General features: G+C 71.6%; 19 protein-coding genes and 1 pseudogene. 10 read left to right on the top strand and 10 right to left on the bottom strand.

Features of this window, described 5'->3' with window-relative positions; all coding sequences use genetic code 11:
• Positions 1–3 precede the first annotated feature (3 nt).
• Complete coding sequence (locus MW084_RS16585) at positions 4–1,380, bottom strand: serine hydrolase domain-containing protein (RefSeq protein WP_010470901.1); 1,377 nt, start codon at positions 1,378–1,380, stop codon at positions 4–6.
• Positions 1,381–2,539: 1,159 nt separating this feature from the next.
• Between MW084_RS16585 and MW084_RS16580 the strand changes: the two genes are divergently transcribed.
• On the top strand, positions 2,540–2,701 hold the full coding sequence (locus MW084_RS16580) for a hypothetical protein (protein WP_158684326.1): 162 nt from the start codon (positions 2,540–2,542) through the stop codon (positions 2,699–2,701).
• A 239-nt stretch (positions 2,702–2,940) separates the two neighbouring features.
• On the opposite strand, the gene MW084_RS16575 is transcribed toward MW084_RS16580, so the two are convergent.
• Complete coding sequence (locus MW084_RS16575; RefSeq protein WP_010470903.1) at positions 2,941–3,138, bottom strand: DUF397 domain-containing protein; 198 nt, start codon at positions 3,136–3,138, stop codon at positions 2,941–2,943.
• Positions 3,135–4,037 carry a helix-turn-helix domain-containing protein gene (locus MW084_RS16570; protein WP_010470904.1) on the bottom strand — a complete coding sequence of 301 codons (903 nt, stop codon included), beginning with the start codon at positions 4,035–4,037 and terminating at the stop codon, positions 3,135–3,137. The genes MW084_RS16575 and MW084_RS16570 overlap by 4 nt, the downstream gene beginning before the upstream one ends.
• Positions 4,038–4,186: 149 nt before the next feature.
• Here MW084_RS16570 and MW084_RS16565 point away from each other — a divergent pair, with 149 nt between their 5' ends.
• The 3 genes from MW084_RS16565 (at position 4,187) to MW084_RS16555 (ending at position 7,451) form a co-directional block, all read left to right on the top strand.
• Positions 4,187–4,657, top strand: coding sequence for an ATP-binding protein (locus MW084_RS16565; RefSeq protein WP_010470905.1), 471 nt, complete (start codon positions 4,187–4,189; stop codon positions 4,655–4,657).
• Positions 4,658–5,216: 559 nt separating this feature from the next.
• On the top strand, positions 5,217–5,834 hold the full coding sequence (lepB, locus tag MW084_RS16560) for a signal peptidase I (RefSeq protein ID WP_010470907.1): 618 nt from the start codon (positions 5,217–5,219) through the stop codon (positions 5,832–5,834).
• Between the two features lie 183 nt (positions 5,835–6,017).
• Positions 6,018–7,451, top strand: coding sequence for an SMI1/KNR4 family protein (locus MW084_RS16555; RefSeq protein WP_010470908.1), 1,434 nt, complete (start codon positions 6,018–6,020; stop codon positions 7,449–7,451).
• A 20-nt stretch (positions 7,452–7,471) separates the two neighbouring features.
• On the opposite strand, the pseudogene MW084_RS16550 reads toward MW084_RS16555, so the two are convergent.
• The 7 genes and pseudogenes from MW084_RS16550 to MW084_RS16520 all read right to left on the bottom strand — a co-directional run.
• Positions 7,472–7,954 (bottom strand): annotated as a pseudogene (locus tag MW084_RS16550) (hypothetical protein); the annotation flags it as partial.
• A 56-nt stretch (positions 7,955–8,010) separates the two neighbouring features.
• Positions 8,011–8,739 (bottom strand): DUF4097 family beta strand repeat-containing protein, encoded by a 729-nt coding sequence (locus tag MW084_RS16545; protein ID WP_010470910.1) that lies wholly within the window; start codon positions 8,737–8,739, stop codon positions 8,011–8,013.
• A gap of 332 nt (positions 8,740–9,071) precedes the next feature.
• Positions 9,072–9,257, bottom strand: a complete 186-nt coding sequence (locus MW084_RS16540; RefSeq protein WP_010470911.1) for a DUF397 domain-containing protein — start codon at positions 9,255–9,257, stop codon at positions 9,072–9,074.
• Positions 9,254–10,090 (bottom strand): DUF5753 domain-containing protein, encoded by an 837-nt coding sequence (locus MW084_RS16535; RefSeq protein ID WP_420833767.1) that lies wholly within the window; start codon positions 10,088–10,090, stop codon positions 9,254–9,256. Before MW084_RS16535 ends, MW084_RS16540 begins: the two co-directional genes overlap by 4 nt.
• The gene (locus MW084_RS16530) at positions 10,057–10,254 is read right to left on the bottom strand and encodes a DUF397 domain-containing protein (RefSeq protein ID WP_010470915.1); all 198 of its coding nucleotides are present in this window, start codon (positions 10,252–10,254) and stop codon (positions 10,057–10,059) included. The genes MW084_RS16535 and MW084_RS16530 overlap by 34 nt, the downstream gene beginning before the upstream one ends.
• A 2-nt stretch (positions 10,255–10,256) precedes the next feature.
• The gene (locus tag MW084_RS16525; protein ID WP_010470917.1) at positions 10,257–11,135 is read right to left on the bottom strand and encodes a helix-turn-helix domain-containing protein; all 879 of its coding nucleotides are present in this window, start codon (positions 11,133–11,135) and stop codon (positions 10,257–10,259) included.
• A gap of 420 nt (positions 11,136–11,555) precedes the next feature.
• Positions 11,556–12,914, bottom strand: coding sequence for an MDR family MFS transporter (locus MW084_RS16520; RefSeq protein ID WP_039829331.1), 1,359 nt, complete (start codon positions 12,912–12,914; stop codon positions 11,556–11,558).
• Positions 12,915–13,512: 598 nt separating this feature from the next.
• Between MW084_RS16520 and MW084_RS16515 the strand changes: the two genes are divergently transcribed.
• From MW084_RS16515 to MW084_RS16490, 6 genes are read left to right on the top strand one after another with little or no spacing between them, the layout of a single operon-like run.
• Positions 13,513–13,989 (top strand): hypothetical protein, encoded by a 477-nt coding sequence (locus MW084_RS16515; RefSeq protein WP_010470921.1) that lies wholly within the window; start codon positions 13,513–13,515, stop codon positions 13,987–13,989.
• Positions 13,980–14,459, top strand: coding sequence for a GNAT family N-acetyltransferase (locus tag MW084_RS16510; RefSeq protein ID WP_275563653.1), 480 nt, complete (start codon positions 13,980–13,982; stop codon positions 14,457–14,459). The genes MW084_RS16515 and MW084_RS16510 overlap by 10 nt, the downstream gene beginning before the upstream one ends.
• Positions 14,456–16,111: an amino acid adenylation domain-containing protein gene (locus tag MW084_RS16505; protein WP_010470925.1), complete on the top strand. Its 1,656-nt coding sequence runs from the start codon at positions 14,456–14,458 to the stop codon at positions 16,109–16,111. The genes MW084_RS16510 and MW084_RS16505 overlap by 4 nt, the downstream gene beginning before the upstream one ends.
• Positions 16,104–17,015, top strand: coding sequence for an alpha/beta hydrolase fold domain-containing protein (locus MW084_RS16500; protein ID WP_010470927.1), 912 nt, complete (start codon positions 16,104–16,106; stop codon positions 17,013–17,015). Before MW084_RS16505 ends, MW084_RS16500 begins: the two co-directional genes overlap by 8 nt.
• A gap of 2 nt (positions 17,016–17,017) precedes the next feature.
• On the top strand, positions 17,018–18,664 hold the full coding sequence (locus MW084_RS16495; RefSeq protein ID WP_029553524.1) for an AMP-binding protein: 1,647 nt from the start codon (positions 17,018–17,020) through the stop codon (positions 18,662–18,664).
• Positions 18,655–19,344, top strand: coding sequence for a rhodanese-like domain-containing protein (locus tag MW084_RS16490; RefSeq protein ID WP_078571665.1), 690 nt, complete (start codon positions 18,655–18,657; stop codon positions 19,342–19,344). The genes MW084_RS16495 and MW084_RS16490 overlap by 10 nt, the downstream gene beginning before the upstream one ends.
• The last annotated feature ends 20 nt before the right edge of the window (positions 19,345–19,364 follow it).

Below are 19,364 nucleotides of genomic sequence, written 5' to 3'. Positions count from 1 at the left end.
AGGTCAGGCGGCCTGGCAGATCTTGCGCGCCGCCCGGCGCAGGGTCCGGCCGTTGTACTGCATCAGGTCGGCCGGACGGCCCTTCCCGGAGCTGAGGAAGCGGCCGCTGAACAGCACGTCGCCCTGGTCCGCGGCGCGCACGCTGAAGATGAGGTCGGAGCCGACGGTGAGCACCCCGGAGACACCGTTGTCCGCGTCCAGGCGCAGCCTGCCGCCGTCGCCCTCGTGGGACACGCGGATGGCGAGCTCGCCGTTGACGAACTCGCCGGCGAGCGCGGCGGCCTCGTCGCACGGACGGCCCGCGGGAGCGGGCTGCTCGTAGTGGCCGACGCGCAGGCCGAAGGTGCGGTCCAGCTCGCCGACGAGGTCGAACCAGGCGGCCAGACCGGTGGTGGAGTTGGTGGTGAAGGCCAGGGCGGTGCCGCTGGCCTGGTCGACGCGGACGTTGCAGGAGCCGCCGTCGAGGGTGCCGTCGTGGCCGAGCCACAGGCTCTCCCCGGCGGGGTACAGGCCCCAGCCGGCGCCCCAGCCCGCCGCCAGGCCGAACGGTTCGGCGGCCGGCACGGCGTGGCCCATCACGGCCAGCACGTCGGGGTCGGCGATGTCGGCGTCCAGGGCCTCGTGGCCCTCGCCGAGGAACGCGCGGCCGAAGCGCACCAGGTCGGTGGCGCTGCCCGCGATGCCTCCGGCCGCGGCCAGGGTCGACTCGCAGTAGAAGTCCACGGGCTCGGTGCGGCCGGTGCGCGCGTTCACGGCGTGGCCGCTCACGGTGGCGCCCGGGCCGCGGCCGGGGCGCGGGTCCTCGACGAACGCGAGGTCCAGCCCGGTCGGGTGCGCCAGGTACGACTCCAGCGAGTCCCACCAGCTCTGCCCGGTGAGCGCCTCGACGACGTACGCCGCCACGGCGTAGCCGGTGTTCGAGTAGGAGAAGGCGGTGCCCGGCACGCCGAAGTGCCCGTCGCGCACGACGGACTCGAAGTAGCGGCGCAGGGACGGGGAGCGCAGGGGAGCGCCCTCGTAGTCGGAGACGAGCCCGGCGGTGTGGCTCAGCAGCTGGCGGAGTGTCACCTGGTGCATCGGGTGGTCCGCGGGAACCGCCGTGTGCCCCGCGACGTCCGCGAGGACTTCCATGACGGGGGTGTCGAGTTCGACCTCCCCCTCCTCGACCAGCTGCATGACGAGCGCGGCCGTGAAGATCTTGCTCACCGAGCCGTAGGCGAAGCGGGACTTCACGGACACCGGTACGTCGGAGCCGATCCGCTCGACGCCGGTGCACACCTCCCACAGAGTGCCGTCGCTGTACACGGACAGCTGGGCTCCGGGTATCCGGTGGTCACGAATGAGTTCGTTCACCATGCCGGAGAGGACACCGACATCCATGCTCTCGTACCCCCGTTCGAGAGTGCCGTACGGCTTGGTCAGCCGCCCGGCTGTTTAGGGATAGCTGGCTCTACCTCTTCCGTAGGGCCAGCCTGACTTTCGGTCACAGACTCATTGATACCGTCGGCATTCTCAAGAGCTCCCAGCTCAAACCGAAAACCGCAGGTCAGAGCCGCGCTACACGCGCAGAAACGACCATGCTCGACCCCTTCGGGAAGGCCCCGAAACCGGTCGCCCGGGGGCCCTGCCCCACCGGGTCGAACACCGCCGCACACCCCCCGCCGGGCACCACCGGAACGGGTGAGGATCTTCCGTGGGCGGGGACGGCACAGCCCATCGGGGCGCGGCCCGCCGAACGCGCCCGAGGGGCCCGAAGGGCAGGTGAGGCAAGGGAAGGAGTCGGGTCCCGGGACCTCGCGCCACCGCAGTCCCGGCCAAAAATCCCGGCCGGAGCCACGAAAAACCGCCACCGCACCGGACGGCGTTCCCGGGGCGGGAGCACCGGGGGTGATGCGGCGTCACCGAGGGGCGGTCTCCGCCTCGTCGGGAGGGGACGGCCCTCCTCGCACAGGAAAGGGTGGCCTTCCTCACAAACGGGTGAAGGCCAGAACGTCTGAGCGGTTTTTCGCGTCCGACAAGGCGCCGTCACGCCCGGCGGACGGGCGCCCCGCGCACCGCGGACGGGCGCCCCGCATGCCATGGACGGACGCCCCGCATGCCATGGACGGACACCGGCCGGGTACGCGGGCGTCCGCACCGCCCCGGGGGCGTACCGGCCTTGCCGGTGCGCGACGCCCGGAGTGCGCGGCGCCCGGGATGCGTGCCGCTCGGGAAGTGCGTCGCCCGGGTGCGTGATGCCCGGGAGGCGCAAGGCTCAGGATGCGCAAGGCCCGAATGCGCGGCACTTGTGGTCCGCGGCTTCCCCGGCTCCCGCAACTCCTGCCGGGGGGGACACCGTCCGTACGGTCGCGCTTTCCCCGGTCTTCACACCGGCGGGCCGGTCACCGCGCCGGGACGGGGGCGCGAGCGGTGTCAGGGGGGTGGTGTAGCGTTCTGCAACGCAACTCCGTTGCAACGCCACCTCGTTCGATGCTGCGAGCCCGGGCATCGTAACCGCCCGCGAGGGCACCGGTCCCTTCGCACGACGAAAGAAACGGTCATGAAGATCCTCCTCTGGATCCTGCTCGTGGCGGGCATCGCCACCAACGCCTACTCCACCATCGCCCTCCAGGGCGGCAAGCAGACCCTCGTGGGCGCCGCCGGCGGCACGGTCGCGGTGGCCTCGGCCATCGGCCTCTTCCTGACCCGCAAGAAGCGCTGAGCAGACCGGGCCCGGCACCCGCCACCGGACCGAGGTGGTCACCCCGGCACCGGTCCCCCGGCTCCGGACTGACGGCTTGAGGCGAACAGCCCCGGCGACCTCGCGAAGCCCGTCCCGTCCGCCGTCCGACCCGTGTGCTCCCGGGTGCCGGTTCCACCTCGCGACGACGCGAAGGCGCGGTCGTGGACGGACCGGACACGGCTCCGCCCCCGGTACGGGACCGGGGGCGGAGCCGTCGCCTATCGGGCGGCGAAGCCGACGAACGCCGTCCAGGCGGAGGCGGCGACCGAAAGGGCCGGTCGGCCGGTGTCCTTGGAGTCACGGACACGGACGGCCCCGGGACGGACGGCGACCTCCACGCACTCGCCGCCCGAGCCCGTGCTGTAACTGCTCTTGAACCACGCCGACACGGACGCGGTGGAGTTCTCGGCGTTCATTGTGCTCCCAGCAACTTTTCGACGAAGGCAAGTGACGCGCACGGGGTGAGTGCTTGGGCCCTGAGGATGCCGTACTGCTCCTCAAGCTCCCGGACAGCCCTGCGTTCCGTGTGCAGGCGGCTGTCCTTGTACCCCTCCACGTAAGCGATCCTGCGCCCGTCCTTCGTCTCAAGCAAGGTGAACGGTCCCTCAAGTCCGGCGTGCTCCTCCAAGTCGGTCGGCATCACCTGGAATTCGACGTTGCGGCGCCGACCGTGCAGAAGGACCTGCTCCAACTGCTCCCGCATGACCGTCTGTCCTCCGAGCGGCCTCCTGAGCACCGCCTCCTCGATGACGAAGCTGATGGTGGGATGTGGTGCGCGGGCGAAGATCTCCTGCCGGGCGAGACGGGCCGCCACCCGCTCCTCGATGACATCCTGTGACAGCAGCGGTCGCCACATGGTGAACACCGCACGCGCGTACCCCTCGCACTGGAGTAGTCCCGGCACGGCCTTCGTGGCGTACACGTGCAGCCCAACCGCCTCCCCCTCCAGCCGCGCCACGTCGCGGAAAAAGGCCGGATACTGCGCTCGGGCCACCTCTTCCTTCATCTCCTGGAGGACGCCGCCCGCGTCCAGCACCTCGTCCGCCTGGTCGATGAACCTCGGCGGCGGCACCCGGCGACCCTGCTCGTACGCGGCGATCGTGGAAACCGAATAGCCCGTCACGGCACCGAACTCGGGCCGCTCCAGACCCGCCCGCAGACGGAACCGCTTCAACTGCCGTCCGAAGACCCGCAGGACACCGGAGTTCACGTCCGGTTCCGGCTGCCGCTCACCACCGTCACCGCCACCACTGCCACCCTCGTCGCCCTCGCCCCGGTCGGGTGCCTCGTCCGCCGGGCCCGTCGGTCCACTCATCGCCGTACCCCCTCCCCCGGGCCAACGCNCCCCCGCACCGATCGTCACGCCCCGCCCCGCCGACACCCTCCCGTCCGGTGCCTACAGCACTCTCCGGTGCGCGCGGCATGCCTGGTCACACCGGGGGCGGCACCGGCAGCGTGGGCCGCATGGACAGCCGAATCCCCACCCGCCGGGTGCCCGTTCCCGATGACGGCGCGGGTGCCACCCGCCCGTTCGACGAGTTCGCGATGGCCTTCACCTCCTCGCCGCGCGGGGCGCGTCTCGCCCGCACCCTGGTCGCCCACCGGCTCGACGCCTGGGGGCACCCGCACGGCGGCCGGGTCAACGACGCCCTCACCCTGATCACCGCCGAACTGGCCGCGAACGCCGTGCGGCACGGGCACGTCCCCGGCAGGGACTTCCGCGTCCGGCTCGTCCACGGCCCGGACGCCGTGCGCGTCGAGGTCACCGACACCCGCACCGAACGCCTCCCGCCGTCCCCCGACCGGGAACCGCCCGGTGAAGCGGAGTCCGGCCGGGGCCTGGTGATCGTCGCGGAGCTGGCGACCCGCTGGGCGGTCGCCCCGCGCGAGGGCGCCCCGGGCAAGACGGTCTGGGCGGAACTGAGCCTGAACTGAAGGGCACGGGACCCGACCTGAAGGGCACGGGACCCGACCGGAAGGGCGCGGGACCTGAAGTGAAGGCACGGAACCCGACCGGAAGGGCGCGGGGCTCGGCGGTCCGTGCGTCCGTCCGGACCGCGCGCCCGGCGCCTGGCGCACGGCGACCGCACCGGCGCCCGGCCGCAGGGACCCCGGCTAAGGGCGGCCGGTGGCCTTCCGGCCCTTCGGGTACGGCGGTCGGCGGTCCCGGCCCTGGTCCCGGCCCTGGTCACGTCCGTGGTCCCGGTCTTCGCGTCCCGCGCCGGGTACGCCCTCGTCCGGGGCCGGGGGCCGGCCGGTGGGCGTCCCGCAGTGGGCCGGTACGGCCTCCTCCAGGAGGCGGCTGCGGATCATCACGGGCCGACGATGTGCTCGCCCTCGCATCCCCGTGGCACGAGGGCGGACCCGCGAACGGCGGCGACCGGCCTCGCCGCGTACGGGAAGCGGAACCGGCACCCCCCTGCCCCACCGCCCGAACCGCCGTGAGAGAAAGCACTGTCGGCGAGGAGCGCCGGCGGAACGGAGCGGGAGAGAAGTGAGAGCGATTCACCGGGCGCTGGGCGCGCTGGGGCTGGTGGCGGTACTGGGAGCGACCGGGTACGTCGTCTCCGGGCACACCACGGCCACCGTCTCGAGCGACGCCATGCGACCGACGTACGCGCCGGGCGACCGCGTGTTCCTGGAGCGGACCGAGGCCGGATCGGTCCGGCGGGGCGATGTGGTGCTGCACCGGTCGCAGGACCGCTACGGGGGCCTGGCGACGATCCACCGGGTCGTCGGCGTCGGCGGCGACCGGGTCGCGCAGCGGCCCGGAGGACCGGTGATGGTGAACGGGAAGCCGCTGGCCGAGCCCTACGTCCAGGACGGCGACCCTTCGGGCACGGCCCCCGCGTACGACGTGGTGGTCCCCGAGGGGCGGCTCTTCCTGCTCGGCGACCACCGCGCGAACTCCCGCGACTCCCGGTACTTCCTCGACGAGCAGTCGGGCACCGTCGCGGAACGCACCGTCCTGGCACGCGTACCCGGCGACCGCTCCGGCCTCGTCGGCGCGGGCCTGGCAGTCTTGCTCGGGCTCGCCCTCGTCGCCGGCGCGATCGTGGCGGAGGTCACCGGACGCAGGAGACGGACCGCCGGGCGACCGTACGCACGGTGACTTCCCGTCGGCGGGCGACCGTACGCACGGTGGTGAACCCCCGGCGGGTACCGCCTGGTCGCCCGCGCGGCGGACCGCTCCCCGTTCCGGCACACCACACGGCACGACACCACGGGCACGACGGACGCGCCACGCTACGCCACGCCACGCCACGCCCACGGCACACCTACGACGGAGGAAGAGTTGCCCTCGATACACGACCTCGCCACCTGGGAGCCGCTGCTGCGGCTGCTGCTGCTCCAGGACAACGCGGAGCGGCTCGCCGCGCCCGGCGGATACGTGGCCGGCCACGTGGGCAGGGGCGGTTGGAGCGTGCCGGTGGCCCGGCCGGAGCCCCGGCCGGAGCCCCGGCCCGGGCGGGCCACGCTGGTCGGTGACATGCGGGCGGAGTGGGACGCGGTCGGCCGCGTACGGGACGTCCTGACGGAGTCGGACACCGACGGGGTCTCCTTCATGGTGGAGACACCCGCCCCGGGCAAGGCCCTGCTCCACCTCTTCGACAGGGGGCCCGCCGTCGAATCGGGGGCGGGGAACCACCTGGGCGCGCTCGTCCTGGTCGAGGGCGCCGTTCCCGAGCCGTGGCGCCGGCTGCCGGACCCCACGCCGGACGCGGTGCCCGCCCCGACGGCGGACGCCGCGCTGCTGGAGCGGACGCTCCGGGAGCGGCTGCCCGACGCGATCGGCGCCGGCGAGGAGGAGCTCGCGGCGGCGGAGGAACGCCTGGGCGTCGCCCTGCCCGAGGAGCTGAAGGCCCTGTACCGGGTCACCCGGGCCCGCTGGGAGGACCACGGCGAGGACTACGGCGCGGCGGCGCGCCTGGCCCGGGCGGTCGGATGCGAACTCTTCTCCCCGAACGACGTGTACGTCGCCGACGCCGCGTCCCGCCCCGCCCTCTGGGAGTTCGGGGCGATGGACGCCGTCGAGACCCGGCCCGACGCGGCCGTGCAGGGGCTGGTCGGCTCGCCCGGCTGGATCGTCTTCGGGGACACCGGGGGCGGCGACCGGATCGCGGTCGACCTGACCCCGGGACCGCGCGGACACCTCGGGCAGGTCATCGTGATGAGCCACGAGGAGAACTGCGGCGCGGAGCTGGTCGCGGACTCCCTCACCGACATGGTCCTCGGCCGGCGGTACGAGGAGGGGCACGGCACCGGCCGCGAGGAACACCCCCCGGCCGTCGCCTGGGTGAACAGCAGCGGCATCCCCGACGTGGTGACCGCCGCCCACCCCGGGCTGGAGGTCCTGAGCATCGGCGTGCGGGAGGGCGAACCGCTCAGCCTCGAACCGCTCGTCGGGCTTCCGCGCCTGCGGACCCTCTCCGCCTACCCGGGCACCCTCGCCGACCCGCTGGAGATCGCCCGTCTCGACGGGCTGGAGTTCCTGGAGCTCGCCCCGGAGGAGTGGCGCGTCCTGCTCGCCGCCGGAGCCGTACCGCGCGGCCTCTCGGCCGCCGCGATCGAGGTGCACGGCGAGCGGAACCCGTTGCAGGTCGTGGCGCTCGCCAACGAGATCCTCGCCCTGTGGAACCGCCCCCCGATCACCCGCACGACCATCGAGGCCGACCTGGGGCCCGCATCACACCCGGTCGGTCCGGAGCCTCGGCGCCGGCTCCGTTGAGGTGAAGCAGTCGTCGCCCCTCAGGCGCCGAAGCGTTCGACGAGCCTCCTCAGGGTGTCGAAGGCGGGCTTGGGAGAGTAGTCGTCGGTGGTGAGCCCGAACTGGTGGAACAGTCCCGTCCGGGTGCTGTCGGCGTCCCGCAGCGAGAAGTGCGTGTAACCGCTCAGGTGGAGTCGCTTCGACTGGGCGGCGATCACGTTCACCACCGTCTCGACGACGTCGGCCTGCCGGTGCGGGGGGCGTTCGGGGCCGGTGGGCCAGCCGTGTTCGGTGATGTGCAGCGGCAGGTGTCCCAGGCCGGAGGGGGCCAGGACGGAGTCGCGGTGATGCCGCAGCAGCTCCTCGACCGCGGGTGCGAGGTCGGGTGCGTCGACGGGCCGGAAGACGTCGGGGAAGAAGTCCAGGCCCACGTAGTCCAGGTCGGCGACGAAGTCCTCTCCTCCGAGGCCGGTCAGATCGGTGACGAAGGAGGCGGCCGGCCCGAAGAGGGGGGTGGAGGGGAACGAAGGGGGACGGTGCGCCGACGGAAGGGGACGCGGGCAGGGGCCGGGGCCCCGGTTCAGCCGTTCCGTACGGTGATGTCGCCGTTGCTGGTGCGTACGTCGAGCTTGTGCTTTCCGGCCGGGTCGCTGGGCACGTCGACGGTCCGGTCGCCGTTGTTCGAGGCGACGGTCACCCGGTAGGCGGCTTCGGGCACGGTGAGGGTGACGTCGCCGTTGGTGGTCCGGGCGCGGACGTCGGCGGGGGTGTCCGGCGCCAGGTTGATCCTGCCGTTGGAGGTCTGGGCCTGGATCCGGTCGGCCTTGATGCCGGTGCCGTCGATCCGGCCGTTGCTGGTCCGTACCCGGACGGTGCCGGTGACCCCGTTCATCTCTACGCGCCCGGAACTGGTCGTCACCTCGACCGATCCGACCCGGGCGAGACGGACCGCCCCGCTGGAGACCTCGCCTCCGACCGGGATGCCGGCCGGTACGGCGACGGTGTAGCCGACCGAGCAGCGGTGGCCGCACCCGCCGAGGATCAGCACGCCGTTCTCGATCCGGTGGGTGGCCCCCGTGGGCCGCTCGCCCCGGAACTCGATCGTGCGGTGCAGCCTGTGGGAGCCGTCGGTGACCCCGTTGACCGTGACACCGCCCGAACCGTTGTCGATGCGCACCGAGGTGATCTCGCCGGAGAGGACGGCGTCGTCCTCGTGGGTCGTGCCCTGCACGATGCCGCAGGAGGCGAGCGCGCCGACGGCGATCCCGGATGCCGCGAAGACGCCGAGGCCGCGGAGTAACTGACGCATGGAGGTCCCTCGGTTCTGGAGAGTCGCCCGGGTGGGCGCGAGAAGGGGATACCGGTCCGGACCCGGATCGGACCCGTCGTTCCGCGACGCTATCGCGCCCCCGGCGGAGCGCCCATGGGGCAGGCCCCCGCATCCGGACACCGGTTTCCCGTACCCCCGGGACGGTGGCCCCGAAGGGCGCGGCGGCCGACGGGGGCCCTGCGCGTACGCGGCGGACCGCTGCCGGGCGGTGAAATCCGGCTGTATGCAAGCGAGTTGAGGTGTGGGCAGGCGGCGGGGCCGGACGTGCTTCCGCCCCCGGGGCGTGACGCACCGGGGGCGGAAGCCACCGCCTACCGAGCCGCGAAGCCCACGAAAGCCGCCCAGGCGGGAGCGGTGATCGAAAGGGCAGGCCGGTTGATGTCCTTGGAGTCGCGTATGTGGATGGCGTGGGGGCGAACGGCGATTTCGACGCACTGCCCCCCGTCCCCGGTGCTGTGGCTGCTCTTGTACCAAGCCAGTTCGGACTCAGCTCTCATGTCTCTCCCAGCAACTTCTCTACGTATTCCAGCGAATCGCTCGGTGTGAGGGCCTGCGCTCGGAGGATCCCGTAACGGGCTTCAAGCTCCCGGACCTTCGACTGCCCTGAGTAGAGGCGGCTGTCGCCTTGCACCTCTGCGTAGGCGATCCTCCGCCCTTCAGGCGTATCGATCAAGGTGAACGGGCCACCCAGTGCGCCGTGATCTTCTCGACTGACCGGCATGACCTGGATCTCGACGTTCCGCATACGGCCGATGAGCAGTACCTGCTCCAGTTGGCCCCGTAGCACGTCCATACCCCCGAGGGGCCGTTGGAGCACACACTCTTCGAGGACGAAACTCACCAGCGGCGCAGGCTTTCGGGCATAGAGCTCTTGCCGAGCCAGGCGCGCACTGAGCCCTTGCTCGATCTGATCCTCGTCCAGCAGGGGGCGGCGGATGGAGAACACCGCTCGTGCATACTCCTCGGTCTGCAACAGGCCCGGGACGGCATACATCTCGTACACGTGCAGCCCAACCGCCTCCCCTTCCAACCGCGCCGCGTCGCGGAAGAAGGCCGGATACTGCGCTCGGGCCACCTCCTCCTTCATCTCCTGGAGGACACCGCCCGCGTCCAGCACCTCGTCCGCCTGGTCGATGAACCTCGGCGGCGGCACCCGGCGCCCCTGCTCGTACGCAACGGACCGCTGTCGTGTGGCGAAATCGGCTCGCTCACAGGCAAGTTGAGGCACGGGTAGGCGACGTGCCCGGACGTGCTTCCGCCCCCGATGCGCGACGCACCGGGGACGGAAGCCACCACCTACCGAGCCGCGAAGCCCACGAAAGCCGCCCAGGCGGGAGCGGCGACCGAGAGAGCAGGCCGGTTGATGTCCTTGGAGTCGCGGACCCGGATGGTCTGGGCGCAATCTGCCACCTCGACGCACTCCCCTCCGGCGCCCCCGCTGTAACTGCTCTTACGCCAGAGCAGTTCGCCCGCTGTACCCGGAGTCTTGTTCACCTTCACACCTTTCCAAGCAGCTTCTCAACGAAATCCAGCGACTCGCATGGAGTGAGAGCCTGCGCACGGATGATGCCGTAGCGCGACGCGATTCCCTGAACTTCCCGCCGGTCGCTGACCATTGTGCTGCGTCCCTGCGCCTCCAGGTAGGCCACCTGATCGCCTCCGGCGCGATTCAGCAAGGTGAACGGGCCGTCCACCCCGGCGTTGTCCTCGCAGTCAAGTGGCATGACCTGGATCTCGACGTTGCGAAGGGCTCCCACGAGCAGCAGTCGTTCCAACTGGCTTCGCATCACCGGCCAACCACCCAACGGCCGGCGCACGACCGCCTCGTCGATGACGAAGCTCAGCAGGGGCGCGGGCCTGCGTTCGAAGATTTGCTGACGCGCGAGACGAGCCGCCACTCGCTGCTCCACGGTCTCTTCGTCCAGCGGCGGACGCCACATGCCGAAGACCGCCCGCATGTACTCCTCGGTCTGGAGCAGTCCGGGCACAGCTTGAGTGGCGTACACCCACAACTCCACCGCCTCCCCTTCCAACCGCGCCGCGTCGCGGAAGAAGGCCGGATACTGCGCTCGGGCCACCTCCTCCTTCATCTCCTGGAGGACACCGCCCGCGTCCAGCACCTCGTCCGCCTGGTCGATGAACCTCGGCGGCGGCACCCGGCGCCCCTGCTCGTACGCGGCGATCGTCGAGACCGAATAGCCCGTCACGGCACCGAACTCGGGCCGCTCCAGACCCGCCCGCAAGCGGAACCGCTTCAACTGGCGTCCGAAGACCCGCAGGACACCGGAGTTCACGTCCGGTTCCGAGCGCCGTTCGTCGGCGCCGTCCTCTCCTCCGCCGGGGACCTGGCCCACCGGGTCCGTGGGTTCACTCATCCTCGTACCACCTCCCTGGGCCAACGCTCCCCCGCGCCGGCCGTCACGCTCCGCGCCGCCTACACCCGCACACCCGCCGCCTACAGCGATCCCCTGTGTGCGCGGTGTGTCCGGTCACGCCAGGGCGGTGGCGGCGGCGCGGGCCACACGAACAGCCGAACCTCCCTCCACCGGGTGCACACCGCCGGCGCCGGGGCGGAAGGAGCCCCGTAGTCCGGCGAGTTGGCGATCCGGTTCACGAGGAGGTTCCCCTCATCACCGCGCGACCCGCGCCTCACCCACCGGCCTCGTCCACCGGCCCCGGCACCGGCCCCGGCCCCGGCACGGCCCGCGGAAACGATCAGGGGTGGTTCCGGATCGCTCCGGAACCACCCCTGATCCGCGACTCCCACGAGTCGGGACGGTCGGGACGAAGGGGAGTCAGGTCCCGGCCCCGGTCCCGGCCCCAGTCCCGGTCCCAGTACCAGTCCCGGCCCCACTTCCGCTCCCAGCCCCGGCCCCGCTCCCGCTCCCGCTCCCGGTCCCCGTACCGGCCGGAGCGGGCTCCGGCACCTCGGCCGGGGGAGCCACGACGCGCCGGCCGAGCCGGGTGCCGATGCCCAGCTGTGCCGCCGCCGCTGCCAGGCCGACGACCAGGCAGCCGATCCACAGCGGTGCCGCACCCCAGGTGTGGATCACCCAGCCGCCGATCAGCGGCGCCACCACCGCCGACCCCGTCCAGGCGACCTGATAGAGCCCCTGGTAGCGGCCGCGGAGGTGTTCCGGGGAGATGCGCGCCACGATCGCGAAGCTGGTCGGCGTGTTGCCGATCTCGCCCAGGGTCCACACCACGATGGACGCCCCGTAGATCCAGGCCGAGTGGCCGAGGAGGAGGACGGAGTAGCCGATTCCGATCAGCGCCGACGAACCCGCGAGCACCCACGACTCCGGGAACCGCTTGTAGTACCGGGTGAGCGGAAGCTGCACCGTGGCGATCACGATTCCGTTGAGCGCGGCCACCTGCCCGAACGTGCTCGGCGAGAACCCGTCCAGCCCCATCGCGATCGGCAGACCGCTTTCGGACTGCATGAGGATCGTGAGCACCAGGAACTCGGCGGCGACGAACGCCACGAAGGTCCGGTCGCGCAGGACGGAGCCGAACCCTTCGCGGTCCTCGGTGTCCGTCGGCGAGGCGACCGGGCGGCGCCCGGGGACCCGGATCGCGATCAGCAGGGCGCCGATGAGGAGGGTGGCCCCGTTGAGCCAGAACAGGGCGACGTAGCCGGTGACGGAGACGAGGCCGACCGAGAGCATCGCCACGGAGAAACCGATGTTGATCGCCCAGAAGTTGAGCGAGTAGGCCCTGCTCTGGTCCGACGGGGGGATCACCTCGGCGATGAGCGCGTTGTGGGCGGGCCGCGTCGCGTTGTTGACCACACCGACGACGAAGGCGCCGAGCAGCAGAGCCCACGGCGACCGGGCGTAGGCGAGCGCGACCATGCTCACCGCGGTGGCGGCCTGGGCGCCGACGAGCGTCGGCTTGTGGCCGAGCCGGTCGGCCAGGATGCCGCCGAGCGGCCCCGCCACGAGCGACCCGACGCCGATCGCCGCCACGACGGCGCCGGCGAAGGCCGCACTGCGATGCAGCTCGTCGGTGATGTAGAACGCGAGCAGCGGCATGACGAAGCCGCATGCGCGGTTGATCAGCTGAGCGCTCCAGAGCCACCAGAAGCCGGCCGGAAGCCCGCCGAAAGTCGCAACGAGCGACGATCGCGCCCTCGTCAGTGGCTTGAATCGCATGCATTTCCCTTCGTCGTAACGCTCTCGAACGTGGCGGATACTACGAGACCAATGCCCCGATGTCCCGACCATCGAATGAACATCGACCTGGAATAAGTCGGCACGAGGGGAGGATGTGCCCCGCACCGCGCCCGCCGCGCCCATCGCCGGTTCCAGCGTCCGGGCCATCGTCGCCCCGATCGCGCCAACTCGCCCTGTCAACGCATGTATTCAGCCAACCGCACCGGCAGCCACGGCGCACGAAGATCATTCGGCACAAGGGCGACCATGCCCTTTCTTCGACGCCGCCCCGGGCCTTTTGGTGATCAAGGGAATCGATGCGCCACCACACGGACAAAGAGATCACTTCGCCCGCTGGTTGTTTTCGACAAAACTTCGTGATCGTATGGCGCGCCGGTCCTACGAACTGGTGTACTGCGCAATATGAGGACCGGTCAGGCTCGTTGAGTGCGGCGATGACGGGGGGCTGTCATGCGGAGCCGGCGGCAGAAGCCCAGGCCGTCGCGGGCACCTTCCGTACCGACACTCCAGGACAGTTCGGAGGCGAAGAGCACGTGACAGAGACGACCGGCAGCCCGCGGGCGGGAGACACCGCCGGATGAACCAGTCGACCTACTCGCCGCGCCTGGTCAGGGCGCTCCCGCCGGTGGACGTGTGCGGCCGGGTGCTGAAGGCGTACGCGATGTTCGCGGAGCCGGAGCGCCACCGCGCCCTCCCGGAGCCGAAGTGGCTGCAGCGGCACGCGGCCTCGATGCTCGACGAGTCCCCGCAGGGGAGGGACCACCCGGTCGGCTTCCTGATCCTGCACCACGGGATGGAGAACACCTACCTGCTGGTGAGCCAGTGGTACGGAGCCGACATGCTCAAGCACTGGGCGCGCGGCTCGGTGGTCGACGCCGACGGGAACACGGCGTTCGCCCCGCTCGCCCAGCGGGACCTGATCGCCTGCGTCTGGGAGCTGGAGATCATCAAGTTCGAGCGCGACGCCTGGGTCAACACCGTACTGGCGCGGGGCGGCCTCGACGGATCTTCGCTTGACGCGTACCTGCAAACAACCTTCTCGGGGTGGGTGTGAAGCACGACATCGAGGTCCGGCCGATCGAGCCGGGCGACCTGGACGCGCTGCTGGAGCTGTGCCGGGAGCACGCGGCGTACGAGAAGGCGGAGTTCCGGGAGAACGGCCAGGTCGAGCGGTGGCGCGCCGCGCTGTTCTCGGAGGCTCCGGCGCTGCACGGCTGGATGGCGCTGGACGGGGGGAGGCCCTGCGGCTTCATGACCGTCACCACCGACTTCGCCACCTGGAGCGCCGAACGCTTCGCCTACATGGACTGCCTCTACCTCCAGGAGCCGTACCGCGGGAGGGGGATCGGCCGCATGTTCCTCGACCGGCTGCGGGAGTTCTCGGTCGCCCAGGGGTGCGGCTGGGCCGAATGGCAGACGCCCACCGACAACGAGCTCGGCATCGGCTTCTACCGGCGCATGGGCGCCGGGGCCAAGACCAAGATCCGGTTCCACTACGCCGTTGGGGGGCGTGACGTCTCGTGACGAAGAGTTCCGTACCGACGGCTTCGCCGACTTCGCTGCCGCCGTGGTCGATCGACCCCGCCGACCAGGCCGGCCCGGCGCCGGCACTCGGCGACCTCGTCCGCGCGGCGGCGGGCAACTGGCCGGACCGCCCGGCCCTGCACGACGGACGCGGCGGCCTCACCTTCGCCGAACTGGAGCAGCAGGCCCGGGCGTTCGCGGCCTGGCTGGCCGAGCAGGGGGTCGGCCCGGGTGACCGGGTGGCGATCCTGGCCGAGAAGTGCGCGGTCATGCCCGTCCTGGCCATCGGGATCTGGAAGTGCGGCGCGGTCTACGTCCCGCTCGACGCCGCGCAGCCGGTCACGCGCCTGCGGAGCCTGCTCGGCCGGCTGCGGCCGCGTGCCGTGATCGCGCTGGACGACCGGGAGCCGGCGGTCGACGACGTCCACTGGGCGGGCCGGACACGGCTGGACGCGATCCTGGCGGGACCGGCTCCGGACCGGCCGACCGTGGCGCACCGGCCCGAGGACACGGCGTACATCATCTTCACCTCGGGGTCCACCGGGGAGCCCAAGGGCGTCGAGATCACCGTCGCCAACCTGGTCGCGTACTTCGGCAACCACAACGAGGTGCTCCGGTTCACTCCGGACTCACGGGTGTTCAGCCTGTCCCCGTTCCACTTCGACGTGTCGATCGAGGACACCCTGCTGCCCCTGTCCCTGGGCGCGTTCGTCTACCAGTTCCGGGGCGTCCACGCCGGCGCCGTCATGCGCACCGTCATCATGCGCGAACGGATCACGCACCTGATCGCGGTGTCCACGCTGCTGACCATGATCACAGAGGGCGGACGCCAGGTCACCCGGGAGAACTTCCCCGCCCTGGAGATGGTGATGACGGGCGCGGAGGTCTGCGACCCCGGCGTGATCAACGTCTGGAAGAACGGCCTCCCCGAGGTGCGCGTCATCAACGTCTACGGGCCGACCGAGGCGACGATCGTCTGCGTCGCCCATGAGATCGAACGCGTCGACCCGGAGCGGACGGCCTCGTACCCGATCGGCCGACCCCTGCGCGGCGTGGTGGCACGGATCGTGGAGGACGACGGGACCGAGATCCACGAGCACGACCGGATCGGCGAGCTGTGGATCGGCGGCGAGCAGGTGATGCGCGGCTACTTCGACCAGCCGGAGGAGACCGCCCGCCGCGTGGTCGAGGTGGACGGCGTCCGCTACTACCGCACGGGTGACATGTGCAGCTACGACGAGGACGGCGACATCGTCTTCCGCGGCCGGAACGACGACGAGGTGAAGCTGGCCGGCCGCCGGATCCACCTCGGCGAGATCCGGCAGACCGCGCTGAGCTGCCCGGGCGTCGAGCGGGTGGCCGTCGCGCTGGTCCCGCGCCACGGCCACGACGTGATCGCCCTCGTGGTGATGGCGCCGGACCGGGCGGTGGTGGGCGACGTCGAGAAGCGGCTGGCGGATCTGCTGCCCGCGTACATGCGCCCGACCCTCGTCGCCTGGTCGCCCGAGCTCACCGTGTCCTCGACGGGCAAGACGGACGAGAAAGCGCTGATGCGGCGGCTCGCCGAGGCGGCCGGGGAGACGGGCGCGACCCACTTCGCGTTCACGGCCGCCGGGGACGTCGAGCCCGTCGACGGGGACGGCCATGCCTGATGGGGGAACCCCGGCGCTGAACGCGGAGTTCGGCCGCCTGGCCGCCGCCCGGAAGATCATGGCGGTACGGGCGTCCACCGGCTCGCTCACGCAGGACCGGGCCAACGCCGAGCGCTGGATCGCCCGCTTCGGAAGCACGGACGAGCCGGACGACGGCGCGTCGGTCGACGCGGGCGAGCACTCGGTGGTCATCCGTCCGGCGCAGGAGGCCGCGGACAGCCCCTGGGTCGTGTACGTCCACGGCGGCGGGATGGTCTACTACTCGACGGCCGTCTTCCGGCCCTTCCTGCGCACGCTGGCGAACGCCCTCCGGGCGCCCGTGGAGGCGTTCGACTACCTGAAGGCGCCGGAGCACACCGCCGAGCAGTCGGTGGAGCAGCTGGCGGACCGCATCGCGGCGCGGTGCCGCGCCACGACGGGCCGCCGGCTCGTCCTCGCCGGCGACAGCGTCGGCGGGCTGCTCGCGCTCTACCTCGGCCTGCGCGTCCTGCCCGGGGTCTTCTCGCGCATCGTGCTGATCTACCCGGTCCTCGACCTGCACACGGAGCGCGACTCCTACCGGGTGTTCGGCGAGGGCCACTTCCTCGACCGCGACAGCATGCGGCTCTTCAAGTCGGTACTGAGGCCCTTCTTCTCGGAACGCGACTTCGATCCGATGGCCCTGCCGGAGAACGACCTGGCCCGGCTGCCGGACTGCTCGATCGTGACGGCCGGCTGCGACGTGCTCCGTGACGAAGGGCTCGCCTGGGCGGAGCACATGGCCGGCCGGTCGGCCGGCGTGCGGCACCAGCACTTCCCGGACCTCCCCCACGACTTCTGCCTGTACACCGGAAAGTTCGATTCGGCCAGGAGCGCCGTGACCGAGATCGCCGAGACCGCATTCCTCCAGAAAGGACAAGGGTGAGCGTGGCAGCCAAAGCCGGAGCGTTATCACTACCACCGTGGTCGATCGATCCCGCCGACAGGGCCGGCACGCCGCCCGCTCTCGGCGACCTGCTGGTGGCTCCGGCTCTCAGGTGGCCGGACCGCACGGCGATCGACGACGGCGCGGTCGGCTACACGTTCGCCCAGCTCGAACAGGGCGCTCAGGCGGTCGCCGCCTGGCTGACGGAGCAGGGGGTCGGCGCCGGGGACCGTGTGGTGGTCCTGGCGGAGAAGCGCGCCGTCATGCCCGTGCTCGCCGTCGCCGTCTGGAAGTGCGGCGCCGTCTACGTACCCCTCGACTCCGCGGAGCCGGAGGCCCGGCTGCGGGGACTGCTCACGCGTCTGCGGCCGGCGGCCGTGATCACGCCGGGCGACCGAGACCCGGGGACCCCCGCCGGTCGCCGGCTGGGCGGGGAGCGGTTGGCCGAGATCCTCTCCGGGCCGGCGGTGGCCCACACCACCGTGGCCCGCCGGCCGGAGGAAGCCGCGTACATCGTCTTCGCCTCCGGTGCGACGGGTGAGCCGCAGGGCGCGGAGATCAGCGTCGGCGCTCTCCTCTCCTACTTCGTCAACCACAACGAGGTGCTCCGGATCACCCCGAAGTCCCGCGTACTGAGCCTGGCGCCGTTCCACTTCGACGTGTCGCTGGAGGACACCCTGCTCCCCCTGTCCCTGGGAGCCTTCGTCCACCAGTTCCGCGGCCTGCCCGCCGGCGCCGTCATGCGCGCCGTCATCGCCCGCCAGGGGATCACCCACCTGATCGCGGTCACGATGCTCCTGACCATGATCACCGGTGACGGGCGGCAGATCACCCGGGCCAAGCTGCCCAGCCTGGAGCTGGTGATGACGGGCGCCCAGGTCTGCGACCCCGCCGTCCTGCGCGTCTGGGCCCGGGAACTGCCGGAGACCCGTCTCGTCCAGGCCTTCGGCCCGCCCGAGGCCACGATCTTCAGCTTCACCCACGAGATCGGGCCCGAGGAAGCGGAACGCATGACCGTCTGCCCCGTCGGCCGGCCGCTGCGGGGCGTGCGGGCGAAGATCATGCGAGACGGGGCCGAGGTCCACGAGCCCGGCGTGCGGGGCGAGCTCTGGGTCGGCGGCGCGCAGGTCATGCGCGGCTACTTCGACCAGCCCGAGGAGACCGCCCGGCTCGTCGTCGACCTGGACGGGACGCGCTACTTCCGAACCGGGGACATCTGCAGCTACGACGCGGACGGCGACATCGTGCTGCACCGGCACGACGACGAGCGGATCGTCTGGCTGGCGGGCCGCCGTACCCATCTGAACGAGGTCCGCCGGGCCGCCCTGGACTGCCCCGGCGTCGACCGGGCGGTCGCGGCCGTGGTCCGGCGCGGCCGGCGCGACGTGGTCGCCCTGGTCGTCGGGTCCGAGGAGCGGCACGTGGTCGTCGAGGTGGCGGAGCGGCTGCGCGGCCTCCTGCCCGAGTACCTGCGCCCGTCCCTGATGGGCTGGTCGCCCGCGGGGCCGGCCGCTTCGCTCCCGGAACGCGACGACCGGCAACTGATCCAGCAGCTCACCGCAGCAGCTCAGCAGTCGGACTCCGACTGTTTCGCCCTGTCGGCCGATGGTGCCGTCGAGACCATTGATGAGGTGGAGACATGTCCGTAGTGGTGAAGGAAAAGGTCGCCGAGTACCTGGAGGCGGCGCTGGGCAAGCCGGTGGACCTCTCCCCGCTGCCCGACGACACGCCGCTCAACACCCTGGGTCTGGACTCCCTCCTGACCATCAGCGTCCTGGTCACGCTCCTGGAGGACTGCGGCGTCGACCTGGGCGAGCACGCGGACTCGCTGGTCACGCCGAGCACCCTCGGTGATCTGTACGCCATCGCCGACCGGTTCATGGGAGAGCAGGACGCGCCCTCGCACGGGGCCGACGAGTCCCGGGAGCAGAACGACCAACTGGCCTACTACCAGGCGAAGCTCGCCTACGAGATCGACTCCGCGGACCTGAGGGACGCTCTGGAGGCCGGCCAGGACCTGGTGGTCGTCGACGGCCGCAGCAGCGAGTCCTACGAGGCGGAGCACATCCCCGGCGCGATCAGCATCCCGCACCGCTCGATCTCCCAGGAGTCGCTGTCCGCCCTCTCCAAGGCGCCGCTGTACGTCGCCTACTGCGACGGCATCGGCTGCAACGCCTCCACCAAGACGGCCATCAAGCTGGCGACCGCCGGCTTCCGGGTCAAGGAGCTGATCGGCGGCCTGGACTGGTGGAAGCGGGACGGGTACCCCACCGAGGGGCGGGCCGCCCGGGAGCACGTCCACCACGCCGTCTGCGGGTGCGCCGGCTGATCGGCGCCGCCCGGAGGAGT

This window comes from Streptomyces sudanensis, assembly GCF_023614315.1.
In the GTDB taxonomy this organism is placed as follows: Bacteria; Actinomycetota; Actinomycetes; order Streptomycetales; family Streptomycetaceae; genus Streptomyces; species Streptomyces sudanensis.
The sequence above is the reverse complement of the archived record's forward strand: the minus strand, read 5'-3'. Positions and strand labels throughout refer to the sequence as shown.